The sequence below is a fragment of the Microbacterium sp. As-52 genome (genome assembly GCF_049949185.1).
Taxonomy (GTDB): domain Bacteria; phylum Actinomycetota; class Actinomycetes; order Actinomycetales; family Microbacteriaceae; genus Microbacterium; species Microbacterium maritypicum_A.
Genome location: NZ_CP188171.1, coordinates 897,648 through 913,673 on the forward strand (window position 1 = coordinate 897,648; position 16,026 = coordinate 913,673).

Consider the following 16,026-nt stretch of genomic DNA (forward strand, 5'->3'; position numbering starts at 1 on the left):
GCGCTCAGAGACTCCGCGGGGACAGAATGGGCACATGATCCCGCCACTCGCAGACCTGCTCGACTCGGCCAGGGTCGTCGCCCTCCCGATGCACAGCCGCTTCCGTGGCGTGGACGTGCGGGAGGCCCTGCTCTTCGAGGGGCCGGAAGGGTGGGCGGAGTTCTCCCCGTTCGTGGAGTACGAGGATGCGGAGGCGGCGACGTGGCTCGCCGCCGCGATCGACTATGCGTGGCGTGCGCAGCCGGAGCCGCTGCGCGACCGAGTCGGCGTGAACGCCACGGTGCCGGCGATCGATCCGGAGCGCGTGTCCGAGCTGCTGGCACGGTTCCCCGGATGCCGCACGGCCAAGGTCAAGGCCGCCGAACCGGGCCAGACTCTGGCCGACGACGTGGCGCGAGTGCGCGCCGTGCGGGAGGTCATGGGGCCGGAGGGACGCGTCCGCGTCGACGCGAACGGCGCGTGGAACGTCGACGAGGCCGAGCACGCGGTGCACGCGCTCGGCGAATATGACCTGGAGTACGTGGAACAGCCGTGCGCGACGGTGCCGGAGCTGGCGGAACTGCGCCGGCGCGTGAAGTACATGGGCATCCCGGTGGCGGCCGACGAGAGCGTGCGCAAGTCGACCGACCCGCTCGCGGTCGCACGTGCCGGCGCCGCGGATCTGCTCGTGATCAAGGCCCAGCCGCTGGGCGGCATCACCCACGCCCTGCAGATCGTCACCGCCGCGGGGTTGCCCGTCGTGGTCTCCAGTGCCCTGGACACGGCGGTCGGCCTGTCACAGGGGGCCGCGCTCGCTGCCGCGCTCCTGTCGCTCGACTACGACTGCGGGCTCGGCACGGCGTCGCTCTTCCTCGACGACGTGGCGGACCTGCGTCCCGTCGACGGCACGATCCCGGTCGGCCGCGTGACGCCCGATGCCGAGTCCCTCAACCGTCTCGCCGCCTCGGACGAGCGTCGCGAGTGGTGGTTCGCCCGACTCGCCCGCTGCCACTACGAGCTCTCGAACAGCGCGCACTGAGCGGGGTGGACCCCTCCACCTCCACCCCGGCGAACTTGCGGACTACTGCTCGATGAGCAGCTGCACCAGACGACCGAGCTCTTCGCCACCGGAGTGCCGCAGCTGGGCGTCATCCTGGCCCGCCATGGCGCCGCGCACGGTCATGCCCTCCCAGATGATCATGAGCATGCGGGCAGCCGTCTCGGCCGGCAGTCGAAGGCGCAGCAGGCCCGCGGTGACGATGTCGTCGACGATCTGCGCGATGCTCGAGACCATCTCGCGCTCCTGCGCGAGGTAGGCCTCGCCGAACCTCGCGTCGCGCAGTGCACGGATACGGATCTCGCTGAGCAGCATGACACCGAGACGGTCGTCTCCGCCGAGCTCCATGATCTGCTGCACGAGGTCGATCGGATCGCACCCCTCGACCAGGGCACCGGCGGCCGTCAGCTCCTCGACGCGGGTGCGCACCGCGTTCACGCGCACCTCGGAGACGCTGGCGGCGAGCATGAGGAACAGCTCGTCCTTGGACTCGAAGTTCGAGTAGAACGCACCGCGGGTGAACCCGGCACGCTCGCAGACGGCCTCCACCGACGCTCCATCGAGCCCGACTTCGGCGAAGACCTGCGCCGCCGCCTCGAGCAGGCGGGCTCGCGTGTTCTCGCGGCTGCGGGTTGCGGGTGTCGACATCGAAACCTCCTGACCCTTCACTCTCGCATGATTCACACCCCGCACACAGGCTTGGCCGGGCGGGTCACCTTACGATACATCTATGTATTGGATACACCTGTGTATCCACCCCGCACCCCTCGGAGGAACGCGTGTCCACACTCCTGTCCTCGCTCGGACGCTGGTCCTTCCGGCACCCGTGGCGGGTCCTCGTGTCCTGGCTGCTCGCGCTCGGCATCGCCGGCGCCGGAGCCCTCGTGCTGGGCGCGGGAACCGACAACACGTTCTCCATCCCCGGTACGGAGTCGCAGGCGGGGCTCGAGCAGCTCTCCCGCTCGTTCCCGCAGGTGAGCGGCACGAACGCGCAGTTCATCGTGGTCGCGGCCGCCGGCGACAAGATCACGGATGACGAGTACCGGGACGACATCGAGGGCGCGGTCGACGAGCTGAGCGACCTCGACGGTGTTCTCGCGGCCACCTCGCCGTACGACGAGATGGTCAAGGGCATGATCAACGACGACGACACCGCCGCCATCGTGCGCGTGCAGTTCGACGGCGAGTCCACCGACGTCTCGGACGAGACGAAGGATGCGCTGCGTTCGGTCGTGAGCGACCTCGACGCCGAGCTCCCCGCGGGCTCGCAGACCTCCCTCGGCGGCGACCTCTTCGCGATCTCCATCCCCGGCGTCACCCTCACCGAAGCGGTCGGACTGCTCATCGCCCTGCTCGTGCTGATCGTCACGTTCCGCTCATTCGTGGTGGCGGGCCTCCCCCTGCTCACCGCGATCCTCGGCGTCGGCATCTCGATGGCCGGCATCTTCACCGCGACCGCGTTCGCGACCGTCTCCTCGACCACCCCGCTGCTGGCGCTCATGCTCGGGCTCGCGGTCGGCATCGACTACGCACTGTTCATCATGGCTCGACATCAGGATCAGGTGCGCGCGGGCGTGGACCCGGAGGAGTCCGCCTCGCGCGCCGTAGGAACCGCAGGCTCCGCTGTCGTGTTCGCGGGCGTCACGGTGCTCATCGCGCTGATCGGCCTCGGCTTCGCGGGTATCCCGTTCCTGACCACGATGGGCATCGCCGCCTCCGCCGCGGTCGCCGTCGCCGTGGCGATCGCCGTGACCCTCACCCCGGCTCTGCTCGGCTTCATGAAGGGCAGGGTCGTCGGCCGCCCGAAGAAGGTCAAGGCGTCGAGGGCGAAGAAGAGCACCGCCTCCGACGCGTCGGAGGAGCCGAAGGACGTCGTCGCCCCGGTGAAGGGCAGCGCCCGCTGGGTCGGCGGCGTCATGAAGCACCCCGTGCTGGTTTCTCTCGCCGTCGTCCTGGGACTCGGGATCGTGGCCGTTCCCGCGCTGAGCCTCGACCTCGCGCTGCCGAATGCCGGTGTGCTCCCGAAGGACTCCGAGGCCCGCCAGAACTACGACCTCGTCGGGGAGCAGTTCGGCCCCGGCTTCAACGGTCCACTGATCCTCACCGGCACGATCGTCACCTCCACCGATCCGCTCACCCTGATGGAAGATCTCGGCGACGCCGTGGCGAAGGTCCCCGGCGTCAAGGAGGTCGCCCTCGCGACGCCGAACGAGACGGCCGACACCGGTATCGTGCAGATCATCCCGGAGACCGCCCCCGACGACCCGGCGACCGCCGATCTCGTGCGCGAGCTGCGCAGCCATCACGACGAATGGCTCGACGAGTTCGGCATCGACCTCAAGGTCACCGGGTTCACGGCCGTCGGCATCGACATCTCCGACCAGCTCGGGAACGCGCTCCTGCCGTTCGGCATCTTCGTGATCGGCCTCTCGCTGATCCTGCTGACCATCGTGTTCCGCTCGCTCTGGGTGCCGATCACTGCCGCCGTCGGCTACCTGCTGTCGATCGTCGCCGCCTTCGGCGTGGTGGGCGCGGTGTTCGAGTGGGGCTGGTTCGCCGATCTGCTGCACGTCGCCAAGGTCGGGCCGATCATCAGCTTCATGCCGATCATCCTGATGGGCGTGCTGTTCGGTCTCGCGATGGACTACCAGGTGTTCCTGGTCTCCCGCATGCGCGAGGACTTCGTGCATGACAAGGACGCGACGAGCCCGAACCGTGCCACCCGGCGGGCCGCCGCGCTCCGGGCCGTGCGCAGCGGCTTCACCGGCTCGGCGAAGGTCGTCACCGCGGCCGGGCTCATCATGTTCGCGGTCTTCGTCGCGTTCGTCCCCGAGGGCGACTCGTCGCTCAAACCGATCGCACTCGGCCTCGCCGCCGGTATCGCATTCGACGCCTTCCTGGTGCGCATGACGCTGATCCCCGCCCTCATGGCGATCCTGGGCGAGCGTGCCTGGGAGCTCCCGCGCTGGCTGGAGAAGATCCTCCCCCGCGTCGACGTCGAAGGCGAGGCGGTCGAACGCGAACGCCACCTGGCCGCCTGGCCCGGCGACGGATCGGTCGTCGCGGCCGACGACCTCGAGATCAGCGCAGATGCGCCGCTCGTCGAGGGCCTGTCGATGCGCATCGCCGAGGGCGGTGCGGTCATCGCGACGGGCGGCGATCTGCGGACTCGTCGGGCCCTGGCCCTCACCGTCGCCGGACGCCTCGTGCCGACGGACGGGAAGCTCCGCGTCGCAGGACACCTGCTCCCCGGTCGTGCGGCCTGGGTGCGCGCGCACGTCGGCTGCGTGCTGGTCGACGACGCGGATGCCGCACTCGGCGTCCTCTCCGAAGCGCTCCGTGGGAAGTCGCAGGTCGTCGTGATCGACGGACTCGACCGCCTGAGAGGTGGCCAGCGTGACCAGGCAACGGCCATGCTGCGCGATGCCGCGGCCTCCCGCACGCTCGCGGTGTTCGCCACCGCCTCCGATGCCGACTCGGCACGGGCCGTCCTCGCCGAGGCCGGATGGCCCGACCCCCAGACTCTCGACACGCGTGCTCCTCGCCGGAGTACCGCAGACTCCACCGAGGTGACCGCATGACCCTCCCCATCGAGCGCGCGCGCTCCCGCAAGCCCATCACCTGGCTGACCATCCTCGGCGTGCTGCTGCTGCCGGCTGCGGTGGGCGGCATCCTCGTCGCGGCGCTGCAGAACCCGACCGAACGCCTGGACTCGATGACCGCGGCCATCGTCAACCTCGACGAGCCGGTGACCATCGACGGTCAGATGACTCCCCTCGGACGCCAGCTGGCTTCGGGTCTCGTGGAGGGGTCGGACGACCTCGATTCGAACCTCACGTGGGTGATCTCGAACAAGGACGACGCCGCCGACGGTCTCGCCGACGGCTCCTACCAGGCCGTCATCACCATCCCCGAGGACTTCTCGTCCGCCGCCACCTCCGCCGGCACCGCGATCTCCGACGGCGGAGGAAAGGCCGAGCAGGCCACCATCACCGTCACGACCCCGGAGGACGGACTCGTCGCCGACGACCTCATCACCGGGCAGATCGCGGACGTCGCCGCCTCGACCATGGGCACGATGCTCTCCGAGGCGACGACCGAGAACATCCTCGTCGGCTTCACCACGATCGGCGACCAGATCGGCGAGGCGGCAGACGGCGCCGTGAAGCTCGCGAACGGCGCGCGCGATGCCGCCACCGGAGCGGCAGCGATCCCCGAAGGCGCCACGAAGCTGGCCTCCGGTGCGGGTGAGCTCGGGACGGGGGCATCGTCGCTCGCCTCCGGGCTCGACACGATCGCGGGCAAGACGCGCGAGGCTGCGGCCGGCGCGGGTGCGATCGGATCGGGGCTGACGGCCGGTGCGGTGGAGTTGCAGAAGCAAGCGCCTGGTGCGCTCGCACTCGCGGATGGCACCACGCAGCTCGCGGCAGGGATCAAAGCGCTTGCGGACAACTGCGATCCTCTGGTCATGACCGCGGCATACTGCGACCAGTTGACTGCCTTGGCAACGGGGGCAGCGAAGACCGATGCCGGTGTTCGGCAGCTCTCAGCGCTCCCCGGAGCCATCGCCCCCCAGATGGCCCAGGCCGGCGCCGGCGCCACACAGCTGTCGTCCGGCCTCACCCAGCTCGCCGACCAGGGCATCGGAGCGTCGGCCACCGGCGCCCGCGGCCTCGCCTCCGGCGCGACCCAGCTCTCCGGCGGAGCGACCGCCCTCGCCGACGGAGCCACCGAACTGACCACCGGGCTCGACACCCTGGCGACCGGCACAGGTGACCTCGCAGGCGGGCTGCGCACGGCATCCGATTCCCTGCCCTCGTTCAGCGACACCGAGTCGAAGTCGCTCGCCTCGGTGATCGCCGACCCGGTGTCGTCGAACTCGTCGATGAACACCATCTTCGGCCCGACGGCGATCCCGCTGCTCGCGGCGGTCGTGCTCTGGTTCGGCGGTCTCGCGTCGTTCGTGGTGATGCGCGCGCACACCGCTCGCACCCTCACCTCGCGCCGGTCATCCGCTACTCTCGCGCTGCGGGCCTTCGCCCCGGCCGCGCTGATCGGCGCGGCTCAGGGCCTCCTGGTGTCGCTGATCGTGCAGATCGTGGCGAGCTATGACGCCGGCACCTGGTGGGCGTTCGCGGGCACGGCCGTGCTCGCCGGTGTGGTGTTCGCCGCCGTGAACCAGGCCCTCGTCGCCCTGTTCGGGGGCGTCGGACGCTGGATCTCCGCCCTCGTCGGAGTGCTCGCGGTCGCGACCGGCCTGATCTCGACCGTGCCGGACTGGCTGGCTGGCATCGGAGCCGCCCTCCCGACGGCTCCGGCCTTCGCGGGTCTGATCACGCCGAGCGGTTCCGCGGTCGCGGCACTCGTGGTCTGGGGCGTGCTGTCGCTCGTGGCCACGACGCTCGCCGTGACGCTGCGACGCACGACCTCGGCCAAGGCGGTCCTCGCCACGGCCTGACGTCGTCCGCACCTCCCTGCCAAAACGGAGACCACCAGTGCCCGGCCCGGCGCGTCGACGCATGACGCGCCGGGCCGCGCCAGTGACCGTCTCCGTTTCGGCATGCGTCGCCCGCGACCTAGGATCCTGACATGCGTCGACCGTTCATGGACACCCCCGACCAACTCGCGAGCCTCGAGGGGCAGCAGTACCTCGTGCTCCGGCCCTCGGGTGCGGTCGCCGAGGTCTATCGGGAGATCCAGGAGACCGCGCTCGATCGCCTCGGCATCCCGGCGCGGCGTCCCCACGCCGGACACGTCACGCTCCGGGGGTTCTTTGAGCCCGAGCGGCGCGAGGAACTCGCCGCGCTGATCCGCACCTGGGCGGCACGGGAAGAACCGATCGAGGTGAGCGCCGAGGCCGTCGACGAGTTCCCCCTGCCCTGGCAGATCCTGATCGTGCGCCTCGCCCGGAGTGCCTCGCTCGTCTCGGCGTACTCGACCCTGACTGCCGCGCTGGACGCCACGGACTACCGCCGCCTCGGCGAACTCCCGCTGGCCGACTGGACGTTCCACCTGTCGGTGCTCTACGGCAAGACTCTCGACGCGGCCGACTGGTCGCGATTCGCGAAAGCCGAGGTCCGCCCGCTCTCATCCGCGCCCACCGAGGTCATCGCCGAAGCAGAGCTGGTCTGGTACGAAGACGGCATCGAGCACGCTGAGGTCCTCCCTCTCGGCGGCTGATCCTCGGCCCAGCTCGCCCCTCGGCCAAAACAGAGACCTCCCGCACCCCGCCCAGCGTGTCTTGTTCAGACGCGCCGGGACGAAGCCGGGAGGTCTCCGTTTTCGCAGCCGGAGGCAGGCTCAGCTCAGGCCGGAGTAGGCGTGCAGGCCCTTGAAGAAGACGTTCACGATCGTGAAGTTGAAGATCACAGCGGAGAACCCGACGATCGCCAGCCAGGCCGAGGGGTTGCCGCGCCAGCCGCGCGTCGCACGGGCGTGGATGTATCCGGCGTAGATGACCCAGATCACGAAGGTCCAGGTCTCCTTGACGTCGAAGCCCCAGAAGCGGCTCCAGGCGTAGTAGGCCCAGATGGACCCCGCGATGAGCGTGAAGGTCCAGAGGATGAAGCCGATGATGGTGAACATGTACGCCAGGCTCTCCAGGCGCACGGCGTTCGGGAAGGTACGGAGGAAGCCGGGCCCGGTCTTCTTCGCGCCTTCGCCGAGAAGTCGCTCACGTCGCGACTGCATCAGCTGGATCACCGACAGGGCGAATGCGAGGGCGAAGAATGCCGTCGCGACCGAGGCCACGAACACATGGATGACGAGCCACACGCTCTTCAGCGGGTCCATCAGCGGCGAGACATCGACGTAGAAGTTCGTCGCACCGAGGCCGAGCAGCACCACGACGAGGCCGGTGATGAAGGTACCGAGGAAGCGCAGGTCGATGCGAGTGAGCACGACGAGGTACACCGCGATGATGAGCAGCGTGCCCATCATCGCGAACTCGTACAGGTTGGCCCACGGCACCCGGCCTGCCGCGATGCCACGGGTGACCGCGGCGGCGAGGTGGAAGAGGAAACCGAGCACGGTCAGGGAGGTGCCGATCCGGGCCATCACGTATCGCTGCGGAGCGGCGTCTGCCACGGGAGCGCCGGTGGATGCGGTGATGCTGCCGCCACCGGCCCCTACGAGCACCGACTCGCGCACGTTCTGCGCATCGGCCGTCGCCTGCGAGCGCCGCGCGAGATCGAAGGCGTACGCCACGAAGGCCGCCGCGTAGATCGCGATCGCCGTCCAGAGCAGGACCGGCGAGATCACGTTGAGCTCGAGCATGGTGTCAGTCTACTTTCCGGGTGTCGGTTGCCGGGGCTTCCGGCTCGGCGGACTCGTCCGCGGGATCATCGATCGGTGGGCGCGCCGTGGTGCCCCCGGCCGCATCGAGCAGTCGGGCGTGACCGGCGACGAGGTCTTCCACGGCTGCCGCGAGCGTCGGGTCTTCCCCTCGCGCGAGGGCCGCGTACTCGAGGGCGATCTCGCCATCGTGCGCCGTGGCCTTGACCCACACGCGTCGGCGCGGAACGAACAGCGCGATCATGAGGCCGCCGAGGGCGAGCAGCGCGAAGCCGAGCACCCACACTCCGGACTCGTCGCGGTGGATCTGCAGCGAGGCGAAACGCTTCACCGACTCAGAGGCATCCGTCGCGCCCGCCGGCGACTCGTCCTCGAAGGTCACCGAGCCGAGGCCGTTGGGCAGCTGCGCGGTCTGTCCGGGGGCGAGCTCGATCGACTTCACGTCGGTGGTGCGGCCGGTGAGCTTTGTCATCCCGGTGGTGTCGAGCACGTAGACCGAGCGCGGCACGCCCTCGTTGATGCCGAGGTCGCCCGTGTACACGTCGAGCGTGAGCGTCGGGTTCGTGAGGTCGCCGTACGCGGAGAAGAACGCGCCGCTCTCGAGCACACCCGTCGTCGGGTAGAAGAATCCGACCAGGCCGACCTGCTCGGCCAGCCCGTCCGGCACCTTGAGCACGCCCAGCGAGGTCATGTTGTTGTCCTGCGGGAGGAACGGGGTGCTGTTCGTGAACACCACGTTGCCTTCGGGGTCGCGCACGGTCACGGTCGGCGCGTAGCCGTTGCCGAGCAGGAAGACGTCGTCGTCGGCCACCCCGAGCGGCTCGTTGACCTTGACGGACCCCGTGCGCTCCTCCCCGTTCTCCTGCACCGTGACGTTGGCGGAGAAGTCGCCGGCCTGTCCGGAGCCGGGCTCGCCGAACGGCTGATACGTCACATCGAACGAGTCGAGGCGCATCGAGTACGGGGCGAACGCATCGTCACCCACGAAGCGACCGCGGTTCATCGAGTCGTAGTCGAGGAGCGTGTTGGCGAACGTCTCCCCCTCCACCAGCACGCGCTGACCGGTGTACGAGAAACCGCCGCCGATGCCGACCGTGACGAGCACGCCCACGAGGGCGAGGTGGAAGATCAGGTTGCCGGTCTCGCGCCAGTAGCCGCGCTCGGCGGAGACTGAGAACGTGCGTCCGCGGTCGTAGCGCTCCACCCGGTAGCCGAGGGCCTTCAGCTGTTTCGTCGCGACGTCGATGGACGCGGCCGCCTCCGCTTCCGCATCACCCGTCTTGGTTCCGGAGTCCACAGCGGGATCGCGCGTGACGGCGCGGTAGTCCTCGAGTCGCTGCAGTCGGGCGGGAGTGCGCGGCGGACGCGCGCGCAGTGCCTTGGCGTGGTGCTTGATGCGCGGGATCACACACCCGACGAGCGAGGCGAACAGCAGCAGGTAGATCGCCGAGAACCACGGCGACAGGTACACATCGAACAGCTTCAGCCCGTCGAGCACCGGGAAGAGGTCGGGGTTGTCGCGCTCCCACTGCGTGACGCCGTTCGGGTCGGCCATCCGCTGCGGGAAGATCGAGCCCGGGATCGCGGCGATCGCGAGCACGAGCAGCAGGACGAGCGCCGTGCGCATCGAGGTCAGCTGACGCCAACCCCAGCGCAGCCAGCCGACGAACCCCAGCCGCGGCTGGGTGATCGAGTCGTCGCCGTCGACGTGGTCGGACGGGCGGAGCGGATCGCTGGAGTCGCTGTTCGCGGCACCCTTGTTCTTGGTCATGGCCTTCTCAGTGCGGGGGTTCTTGTCGGAGCTGGTGGACGTCGTGGAGCGATCAGAGCGGGAGGATGACACTTCCGATCACCGCCGTCAGGCGCGACATGATGTCGGTCCAGAGGCCGGTCACCATCAGGATGCCCAGCAGGATCAGCATCACGCCGCCGACGATGTTGACGACCCGGACGTGGCGGCGGAGGAAGCCGACCGCTTTCGTCGCCCAGCCGAAGCCGAGGGCGACGAGCAGGAACGGGATCCCGAGGCCCAGCGAATAGGCCAGGCCGAGGAAACCTGCGCGCACCGGATCGCCGGCGTTGAAGGAGAGGGCGAGGATGGCCGCGAGCGTCGGCCCCATGCACGGGGCCCAGCCGATCCCGAGCGCCACCCCGAGGAGCGGCGCACCGACGATCCCCGCCTTGGAGTCGACGTGGAAGCGGAACTCCTTCTGCGCGAAGCCGAAGAGGCCGAGGAACACGAGGCCCATCCCGATGATGACCACGCCCAGGATGCGGGTGATGAGGTCGCCCCACTGCAGCAGGAAGACCCCGGCCGTTCCGCCGAGCACGGTGTAGAGGATGAAGACGATCGTGAACCCGAGGATGAACAGCAGCACGCCCCCGACGAGCCGCCCCCTCGTCGCGGTTTCGGTGGTCTGCGTCTTCGTCCCGCCTTCCGCACCGGCAGCAGCGGTCGACCGAGGCGCGACGGCACCGCCGAGGAAGCCGAGGTAGCCGGGGACGAGCGGGAGCACGCACGGGGAGAGGAACGAGACGAGTCCCGCGAGCATCGCCACCGGGATCGCGATCCAGAGGGCCCCGGATCCGATGATCGCTTCGGGATTCACGACGTTCCCCGGGTGGTCACGACGTCTCCGCGAGGGCGTCCTTGACGAGCGTGGAGAGGATCGACTTGCCGTCGATCGGGCCGATGATGCGCGCGGCGACCCGGCCCTGCTTGTCGAGCACGAGGGTCGTCGGCGTCGCGGCGATCGGCGTCTCCTTCGCGAAGGCGAGCTTGGCCTGGGCGGTGTCGACGTCGATAAGGCTCGGGTACGTGACACCGTACTCGTTCGCGAACGCGACCGCCGTGTCCGCCTGGTCACGGGTGTTGATGCCGATGAACGCGACGTCCTGATCGCGGAAGTCCTGCCAGACACCTTCCAGATCGGCCGCTTCGAGGCGGCACGGCGCGCAGCCGGCGTACCAGAAGTTGACGACTGCGACCTGTCCGGCGATGTCGGCGCTGTCGAACTCCTCGCCCTTCTCGGTCACTCCGCTGAAGACGACGGGTTCACCGCGCTCGGAGACCGGGATCTCGACGATCGCCCCGTCGGCGGCGACATAACCGGTGTTCTCGCCGTTCAGGAACGATTCACTGACCGGATCGGGAGCGCAGGCGCTCAGACCGATGGCGAGCACCGCAGCGAGCGCGGCACCGACCGCACGGCGCGAGCGCCGTGTGCGGGAGGAGCGGCCGCTGCGGATCGGACGGACCGTCGATTCGCTTGGCACGACTCCGAGTTTACGCAGAGCTTCCTATGCGCGAGCCGGAAACGAGCACCCTTCGGAGGCCCATCAGAAGCGCGCCAGGACGTCGTCCACACCCGCGCGGAAACGCGGGCAGGTGGCGATGTCGTGCGCGCGGCAGCCCATCGCGTGCTCGGTCATCTCGCGCGATCGACGCATCTCCTCCATACGGCGATCGATGTCGTCCAGGTGCTGCTGCAACACCTGGTGCCGCCCGGCGCTCCCGTCGTCGAGCAGCACCGCGATCTGTTCGAGGCTCATCCCCGCTGCCTTGCTGCGCTGGATCACGGCGATGCGCACGACCTCGTCCTCGCCGTAGCGCCGCCGCCCTGAGGAGTCGCGCGGAGGAGTGAGCAGCCCCACCGACTCCCAATGCCGCAGCACGTTCGTCGGCAGCTCGAAGCGCTCGGCCACATCGCCGACGGACCAGGGGTGCGCATCGCTTGACTTCATGTTGACATGAAGTCACAGACTGACGGGGAAAGCAACCCCGCCACCGGAAGGACCCCCATGTACGACGCCATCGTGATCGGCGCAGGGCCGGCAGGACTCCAGGCCGCCCTGACCCTCGGACGGATGCACCGCTCGACTCTGCTCCTGGATTCGGGCGAGTACCGCAACGGCACCGTCCTGCACATGCACAACATGATCGGCGCGGACGGGATGCCACCGTCGGAGCTGCGCGCGACCGCCCGCGCCGAGCTCGCGGAGTACGACGACGTGGAGATCCGCGACGCGGCGGCGACGAGCATCTCGGGCGTCGAGGGCGCGTTCGTCGTGGGCGTGTCCGACGGCACCGTCGCGGAGGGCCGTCGGGTCGTCCTCGCCACGGGCGTCGCCGACGATCTTCCCGATGTCCCGGGGCTGCACGACCTGTGGGGCACATTCGCCTTCAGCTGCCCGTTCTGCGACGGACACGAGCATGCCGGCAGGGACATCGCCATCATCGGCGCCGCACCTCGGGCCGAGCACCTCATCGGCCTGTTGGGTCGGATCGCCGGGAACATCACCGTCGTACCCGTCGGGGAGGAGTTCGCAGACGACGAGATCCGAACTCTCGAGGCGAAAGGCGCGCAGGTGCGCCGCACGCCGGTCACCTCCGTCGAGAAGGTCGACGGAGGTGTCCGCGTTCACACGGACACCGACGAGAGCGTCGTCGACGGCGTCTTCATCTCCGCCGGGGAGATGCGCCAGCGGTCGCCGTTCGCCGCCCAGCTCGGACTGGGAATGCTCGACTCCGGGTGCATCGAGATCGACGAGTTCGGACGCACCTCACGCCCCGGCGTCTTCGCTGCAGGCGACCTCGCGCACCGCGCGACCCTTCCCGGGCCCATGGCCTCAGTGCTGCTGGCCGCGGCTGCCGGTCAGCTCGCAGCGGTCGGCATCATCCAGTCGCTGCTGGCCGCTGAGCATTGATCACGCCCGAATCGCGGATCAGACCGCCCCGACATCGACGGCGCCGCCGGTCGCCGCAGGCTCGGCATACGCGACCTCACGCCAGACATCGCCGACGCGCTCGAACGAGGTGACGCTCGACAGGGCGCAGCGTCGGGTGCGCGGATCGTGCCGGAGCGGAAGCCCCGCGACGCGGAGGTGGGTGATCCAGATCGGCGCCTGGTGCGACACCATCACGACGTCGCCGTCGGGCGCCGCGTCCCAGGCTTCGTCCATGACACCGAGCATCCGCTCCGCGATGGACGAGTAGGGCTCGCCCCAGCTGGGCAGCGAAGGCTGCCGCAGGTGCCACCAGTTCATGGGATTCATCAGCGAGCGACGCATCTGCGTCCCCTCGAACACGTTCGTCGGCTCGATCAGACGGATGTCGATCTCCGGCACGAGGTCGAAGCGCTCGGCGAACGGCTCTGCCGACTCCTGCGCGCGTTCGAGCGGCGACGCGTAGAGCGCGGAGACGGGACGGTCGAGCGCCGCCACATGGTCGGCGGCCGCTGCGGCCATCCCCCGGCCCGCGTCGCTCAGGTGGTAGTCGGGAAGACGACCGTAGAGCACGCGGGCCGGATTGTGCACCTCGCCGTGTCGGACGAGGTGCAGCCGGGACGCCGTCATCTCACGCCTTGCTGTAGCGCGAATCCCCGAAGCCGAGGATCAGGTACCCGATGTACGGGAAGAGGAACAGCAGGAAGAACGAGAAGACCCCGCCCTTGTTGAAGCGCTCGCCGAGCTTGAACGCGACGATGATCGCAAGGATCAGGTTCGCGATCGGGATGAGGTACAGCAGTGCGAACCAGCCGGACAGGCCGGCGATCTTCACCAGGAAGACGAGGTTCACGATCGGGATGATCGCGAGGATGCCGGGGTATCCGGCCTTCGTGAACACCTTCCACAGCCCGATGGCGACGAGGATGTAGAAGACGAGCGCGATCAGGCCCGTGGTACCGGAGAAGATCGATGCGTAGAGATCGGAGATGCCGTTGTTGTCCACGTGCACCCTTTCTGTGTATGAGCTGTGTCGTGGTGATCCTACTGACATGCCGGCCCGGGGGCGGGTGACCGGGCCGAAGACCTCCCGACCGCCCCCGTAGAATGGGCGGGTTCCCCATTTCCCAGATCAGAAGGAATACTCCGTGCTTCGCACCCACTCGGCAGGCTCTCTGCGAGCCGAGCACATCGGTCAGACCGTCACCCTCTCGGGTTGGGTCGATCGCCGTCGTGACCACGGAGGAGTCGCTTTCATCGATCTGCGGGACGCCTCCGGCATCGCCCAGGTCGTCATCCGCGACGAGGAGATCGCCCACCCGCTGCGCAACGAGTTCGTGCTGAAGGTGACCGGCGAGGTCTCTCTGCGCCCCGAGGGCAACGCGAACCCGAACCTGCCCACGGGCGAGGTCGAACTCATCGCGACCGACGTCGAGGTGCTGAACGAGTCCGCGCCTCTGCCCTTCCAGGTCTCCACGGCCCTCGCCGAGACCGAGACCGTGGGCGAGGAAGCCCGCCTCAAGTACCGCTACCTCGACCTGCGCCGCCCGGCCCCGGCCGCTGCCCTGCGTCTGCGCTCGAACGTGTACAAGGCGATCCGCGACGTGCTGCACGCCGACGACTTCACCGAGGTCGAGACCCCGACCCTCACCCGCTCGACGCCTGAGGGCGCCCGTGACTTCCTGGTGCCCGCTCGTCTGAGCCCCGGCAGCTGGTACGCCCTGCCGCAGTCCCCCCAGCTGTTCAAGCAGCTGTTGATGGTCGGCGGCGTCGAGAAGTACTTCCAGATCGCGCGCTGCTACCGCGACGAAGACTTCCGCGCCGACCGGCAGCCGGAGTTCACGCAGCTCGACATCGAGATGAGCTTCGTCGACCAGGAAGACGTGATCACCCTCATGGAGTCGCTCATCGTGGCGATGTGGGCGACGATCGGCGTCGAGGTGGCCACGCCCCTGCCGCGCATGACCTACGCCGACGCCATGGCCAAGTACGGCTCCGACAAGCCCGACCTGCGCTTCGGCCTCGAGCTCGTCGACGCGACCGAGTACTTCCAGAACACCCCGTTCCGCGTCTTCCAGGCCGAGTACGTCGGTGCGGTGCGTATGCCCGGCGGCGCCTCGCAGCCGCGCAAGCAGCTCGACGCCTGGCAGGACTGGGCCAAGCAGCGCGGCGCACGCGGCCTCGCCTACGTCCTGTTCAACGAGGACGGCACGCTCGGTGGCCCCGCCGCGAAGAACCTGTCCGAGGCCGAGCAGGCCGGCCTCGCCGCGCTCGTCGGTGCCGAAGCCGGAGACTGCGTCTTCTTCGCCGCCGGTTCGACCAAGGAGAGCCGTGCGCTGCTCGGCGCCGCGCGCGTCGAGATCGGCCGTCGGCTCGGCTACCTGAACCCCGACGAGTTCGCGTTCACCTGGGTCGTCGACGCTCCGATGTTCGAGCCGGCAGCCGACGCCGTGGCCTCCGGCGATGTCGCCGTTGGCGCGGGGGCCTGGACGGCCGTGCACCACGCGTTCACCGGCCCGAAGCCCGAGTTCCAGGACACGTTCGACACCGACCCCGGCTCCGCTCTCGCCTACGCGTATGACATCGTCTGCAACGGCTCGGAGCTCGGTGGCGGCTCGATCCGCATCCACCGCGAAGACGTGCAGAAGCGTGTGTTCGAGGTCATGGGCATCAGCGACGAGCAGGCCGACGAGCAGTTCGGCTTCCTGCTCGACGCGTTCAAGTTCGGCGCACCGCCCCACGGCGGGATCGCACTCGGCATGGACCGCGTGCTGCAGCACCTGACCAAGACCGAGTCGATCCGCGAGGTCATCGCGTTCCCGAAGTCGGGCAACGGCTTTGACCCGCTGACCTCCGCCCCGGCACCGATCACCGACGCGCAGCGCGCCGAGGCCGGTGTCGACTACGAGCCCGAGGACGACGAGGCCTGACGCCCACCGCCTCGCGCGAGCTCAGGCACACACGCCGGATCC

At 69.2% G+C, this 16,026-nt stretch carries 14 protein-coding genes; 6 read left to right on the forward strand and 8 right to left on the reverse strand.

All coding sequences use genetic code 11. The features are described from left to right. The first annotated feature begins 34 nt into the window (after positions 1 to 34). Positions 35 to 1,018, forward strand: a complete 984-nt coding sequence (locus ACLFA2_RS04360) for an o-succinylbenzoate synthase (protein WP_426622095.1) — start codon at positions 35 to 37, stop codon at positions 1,016 to 1,018. Positions 1,019 to 1,060: 42 nt separating this feature from the next. On the opposite strand, the gene ACLFA2_RS04365 is transcribed toward ACLFA2_RS04360, so the two are convergent. After that, entirely contained in the window at positions 1,061 to 1,684 is a 624-nt protein-coding gene (locus tag ACLFA2_RS04365; protein WP_426622096.1) for a TetR/AcrR family transcriptional regulator, read from the reverse strand. Positions 1,685 to 1,815: 131 nt separating this feature from the next. Between ACLFA2_RS04365 and ACLFA2_RS04370 the strand changes: the two genes are divergently transcribed. The 3 genes from ACLFA2_RS04370 to ACLFA2_RS04380 all read left to right on the forward strand — a co-directional run bounded on the left by ACLFA2_RS04370 (position 1,816) and on the right by ACLFA2_RS04380 (position 7,216). Beyond that, positions 1,816 to 4,617, forward strand: coding sequence for an efflux RND transporter permease subunit (locus tag ACLFA2_RS04370; RefSeq protein WP_426622097.1), 2,802 nt, complete (start codon positions 1,816 to 1,818; stop codon positions 4,615 to 4,617). After that, the gene (locus tag ACLFA2_RS04375) at positions 4,614 to 6,494 is read left to right on the forward strand and encodes a YhgE/Pip family protein (RefSeq protein ID WP_426622098.1); all 1,881 of its coding nucleotides are present in this window, start codon (positions 4,614 to 4,616) and stop codon (positions 6,492 to 6,494) included. The genes ACLFA2_RS04370 and ACLFA2_RS04375 overlap by 4 nt, the downstream gene beginning before the upstream one ends. A 131-nt stretch (positions 6,495 to 6,625) precedes the next feature. Continuing rightward, the gene (locus tag ACLFA2_RS04380) at positions 6,626 to 7,216 is read left to right on the forward strand and encodes a 2'-5' RNA ligase family protein (RefSeq protein ID WP_426622099.1); all 591 of its coding nucleotides are present in this window, start codon (positions 6,626 to 6,628) and stop codon (positions 7,214 to 7,216) included. 120 nt (positions 7,217 to 7,336) lie between these two features. On the opposite strand, the gene ccsB is transcribed toward ACLFA2_RS04380, so the two are convergent. The 5 genes from ccsB to ACLFA2_RS04405 form a co-directional block, all read right to left on the reverse strand. Then, on the reverse strand, positions 7,337 to 8,311 hold the full coding sequence (ccsB, locus tag ACLFA2_RS04385; protein WP_021198980.1) for a c-type cytochrome biogenesis protein CcsB: 975 nt from the start codon (positions 8,309 to 8,311) through the stop codon (positions 7,337 to 7,339). A 4-nt stretch (positions 8,312 to 8,315) separates the two neighbouring features. Further along, complete coding sequence (resB, locus tag ACLFA2_RS04390; protein WP_426622100.1) at positions 8,316 to 10,100, reverse strand: cytochrome c biogenesis protein ResB; 1,785 nt, start codon at positions 10,098 to 10,100, stop codon at positions 8,316 to 8,318. A gap of 52 nt (positions 10,101 to 10,152) precedes the next feature. Continuing rightward, entirely contained in the window at positions 10,153 to 10,938 is a 786-nt protein-coding gene (locus ACLFA2_RS04395) for a cytochrome c biogenesis CcdA family protein (RefSeq protein WP_029259781.1), read from the reverse strand. Positions 10,939 to 10,954: 16 nt separating this feature from the next. Continuing rightward, positions 10,955 to 11,605: a TlpA family protein disulfide reductase gene (locus ACLFA2_RS04400; protein ID WP_021198977.1), complete on the reverse strand. Its 651-nt coding sequence runs from the start codon at positions 11,603 to 11,605 to the stop codon at positions 10,955 to 10,957. Positions 11,606 to 11,668: 63 nt separating this feature from the next. Continuing rightward, on the reverse strand, positions 11,669 to 12,073 hold the full coding sequence (locus ACLFA2_RS04405; RefSeq protein ID WP_031206901.1) for a MerR family transcriptional regulator: 405 nt from the start codon (positions 12,071 to 12,073) through the stop codon (positions 11,669 to 11,671). A 57-nt stretch (positions 12,074 to 12,130) separates the two neighbouring features. Between ACLFA2_RS04405 and ACLFA2_RS04410 the strand changes: the two genes are divergently transcribed. Further along, the gene (locus tag ACLFA2_RS04410) at positions 12,131 to 13,036 is read left to right on the forward strand and encodes an NAD(P)/FAD-dependent oxidoreductase (protein ID WP_426622101.1); all 906 of its coding nucleotides are present in this window, start codon (positions 12,131 to 12,133) and stop codon (positions 13,034 to 13,036) included. Between the two features lie 18 nt (positions 13,037 to 13,054). Here ACLFA2_RS04410 and ACLFA2_RS04415 read toward each other — a convergent pair whose 3' ends face one another. Both ACLFA2_RS04415 and ACLFA2_RS04420 read right to left on the reverse strand, forming a co-directional pair. Further along, a complete protein-coding gene (locus ACLFA2_RS04415; RefSeq protein ID WP_136025343.1) occupies positions 13,055 to 13,684 on the reverse strand; it encodes a histidine phosphatase family protein in 630 nt (209 codons plus the stop codon). 1 nt (position 13,685) lies between these two features. Continuing rightward, positions 13,686 to 14,066 (reverse strand): DUF5684 domain-containing protein, encoded by a 381-nt coding sequence (locus tag ACLFA2_RS04420; protein WP_021198042.1) that lies wholly within the window; start codon positions 14,064 to 14,066, stop codon positions 13,686 to 13,688. A gap of 136 nt (positions 14,067 to 14,202) precedes the next feature. Here ACLFA2_RS04420 and aspS point away from each other — a divergent pair, with 136 nt between their 5' ends. After that, positions 14,203 to 15,984 carry an aspartate--tRNA ligase gene (aspS, locus tag ACLFA2_RS04425; protein ID WP_297556876.1) on the forward strand — a complete coding sequence of 594 codons (1,782 nt, stop codon included), beginning with the start codon at positions 14,203 to 14,205 and terminating at the stop codon, positions 15,982 to 15,984. Positions 15,985 to 16,026 lie beyond the last annotated feature (42 nt).

What these genes read in the sequence shown, in the direction of transcription:
- ACLFA2_RS04410 (WP_426622101.1), top strand. Translation starts at nt 12,131, where the DNA reads ATGTACGACGCCATCGTGATCGGCGCAGGGCCGGCAGGACTCCAGGCC.
- ACLFA2_RS04375 (WP_426622098.1), top strand. Translation starts at nt 4,614, where the DNA reads ATGACCCTCCCCATCGAGCGCGCGCGCTCCCGCAAGCCCATCACCTGG.
- ACLFA2_RS04415 (WP_136025343.1), bottom strand. Translation starts at nt 13,684, where the DNA reads ATGACGGCGTCCCGGCTGCACCTCGTCCGACACGGCGAGGTGCACAAT.
- ccsB (WP_021198980.1), bottom strand. Translation starts at nt 8,311, where the DNA reads ATGCTCGAGCTCAACGTGATCTCGCCGGTCCTGCTCTGGACGGCGATC.
- ACLFA2_RS04360 (WP_426622095.1), top strand. Translation starts at nt 35, where the DNA reads ATGATCCCGCCACTCGCAGACCTGCTCGACTCGGCCAGGGTCGTCGCC.
- ACLFA2_RS04365 (WP_426622096.1), bottom strand. Translation starts at nt 1,684, where the DNA reads ATGTCGACACCCGCAACCCGCAGCCGCGAGAACACGCGAGCCCGCCTG.
- resB (WP_426622100.1), bottom strand. Translation starts at nt 10,100, where the DNA reads ATGACCAAGAACAAGGGTGCCGCGAACAGCGACTCCAGCGATCCGCTC.
- ACLFA2_RS04380 (WP_426622099.1), top strand. Translation starts at nt 6,626, where the DNA reads ATGCGTCGACCGTTCATGGACACCCCCGACCAACTCGCGAGCCTCGAG.
- ACLFA2_RS04405 (WP_031206901.1), bottom strand. Translation starts at nt 12,073, where the DNA reads ATGAAGTCAAGCGATGCGCACCCCTGGTCCGTCGGCGATGTGGCCGAG.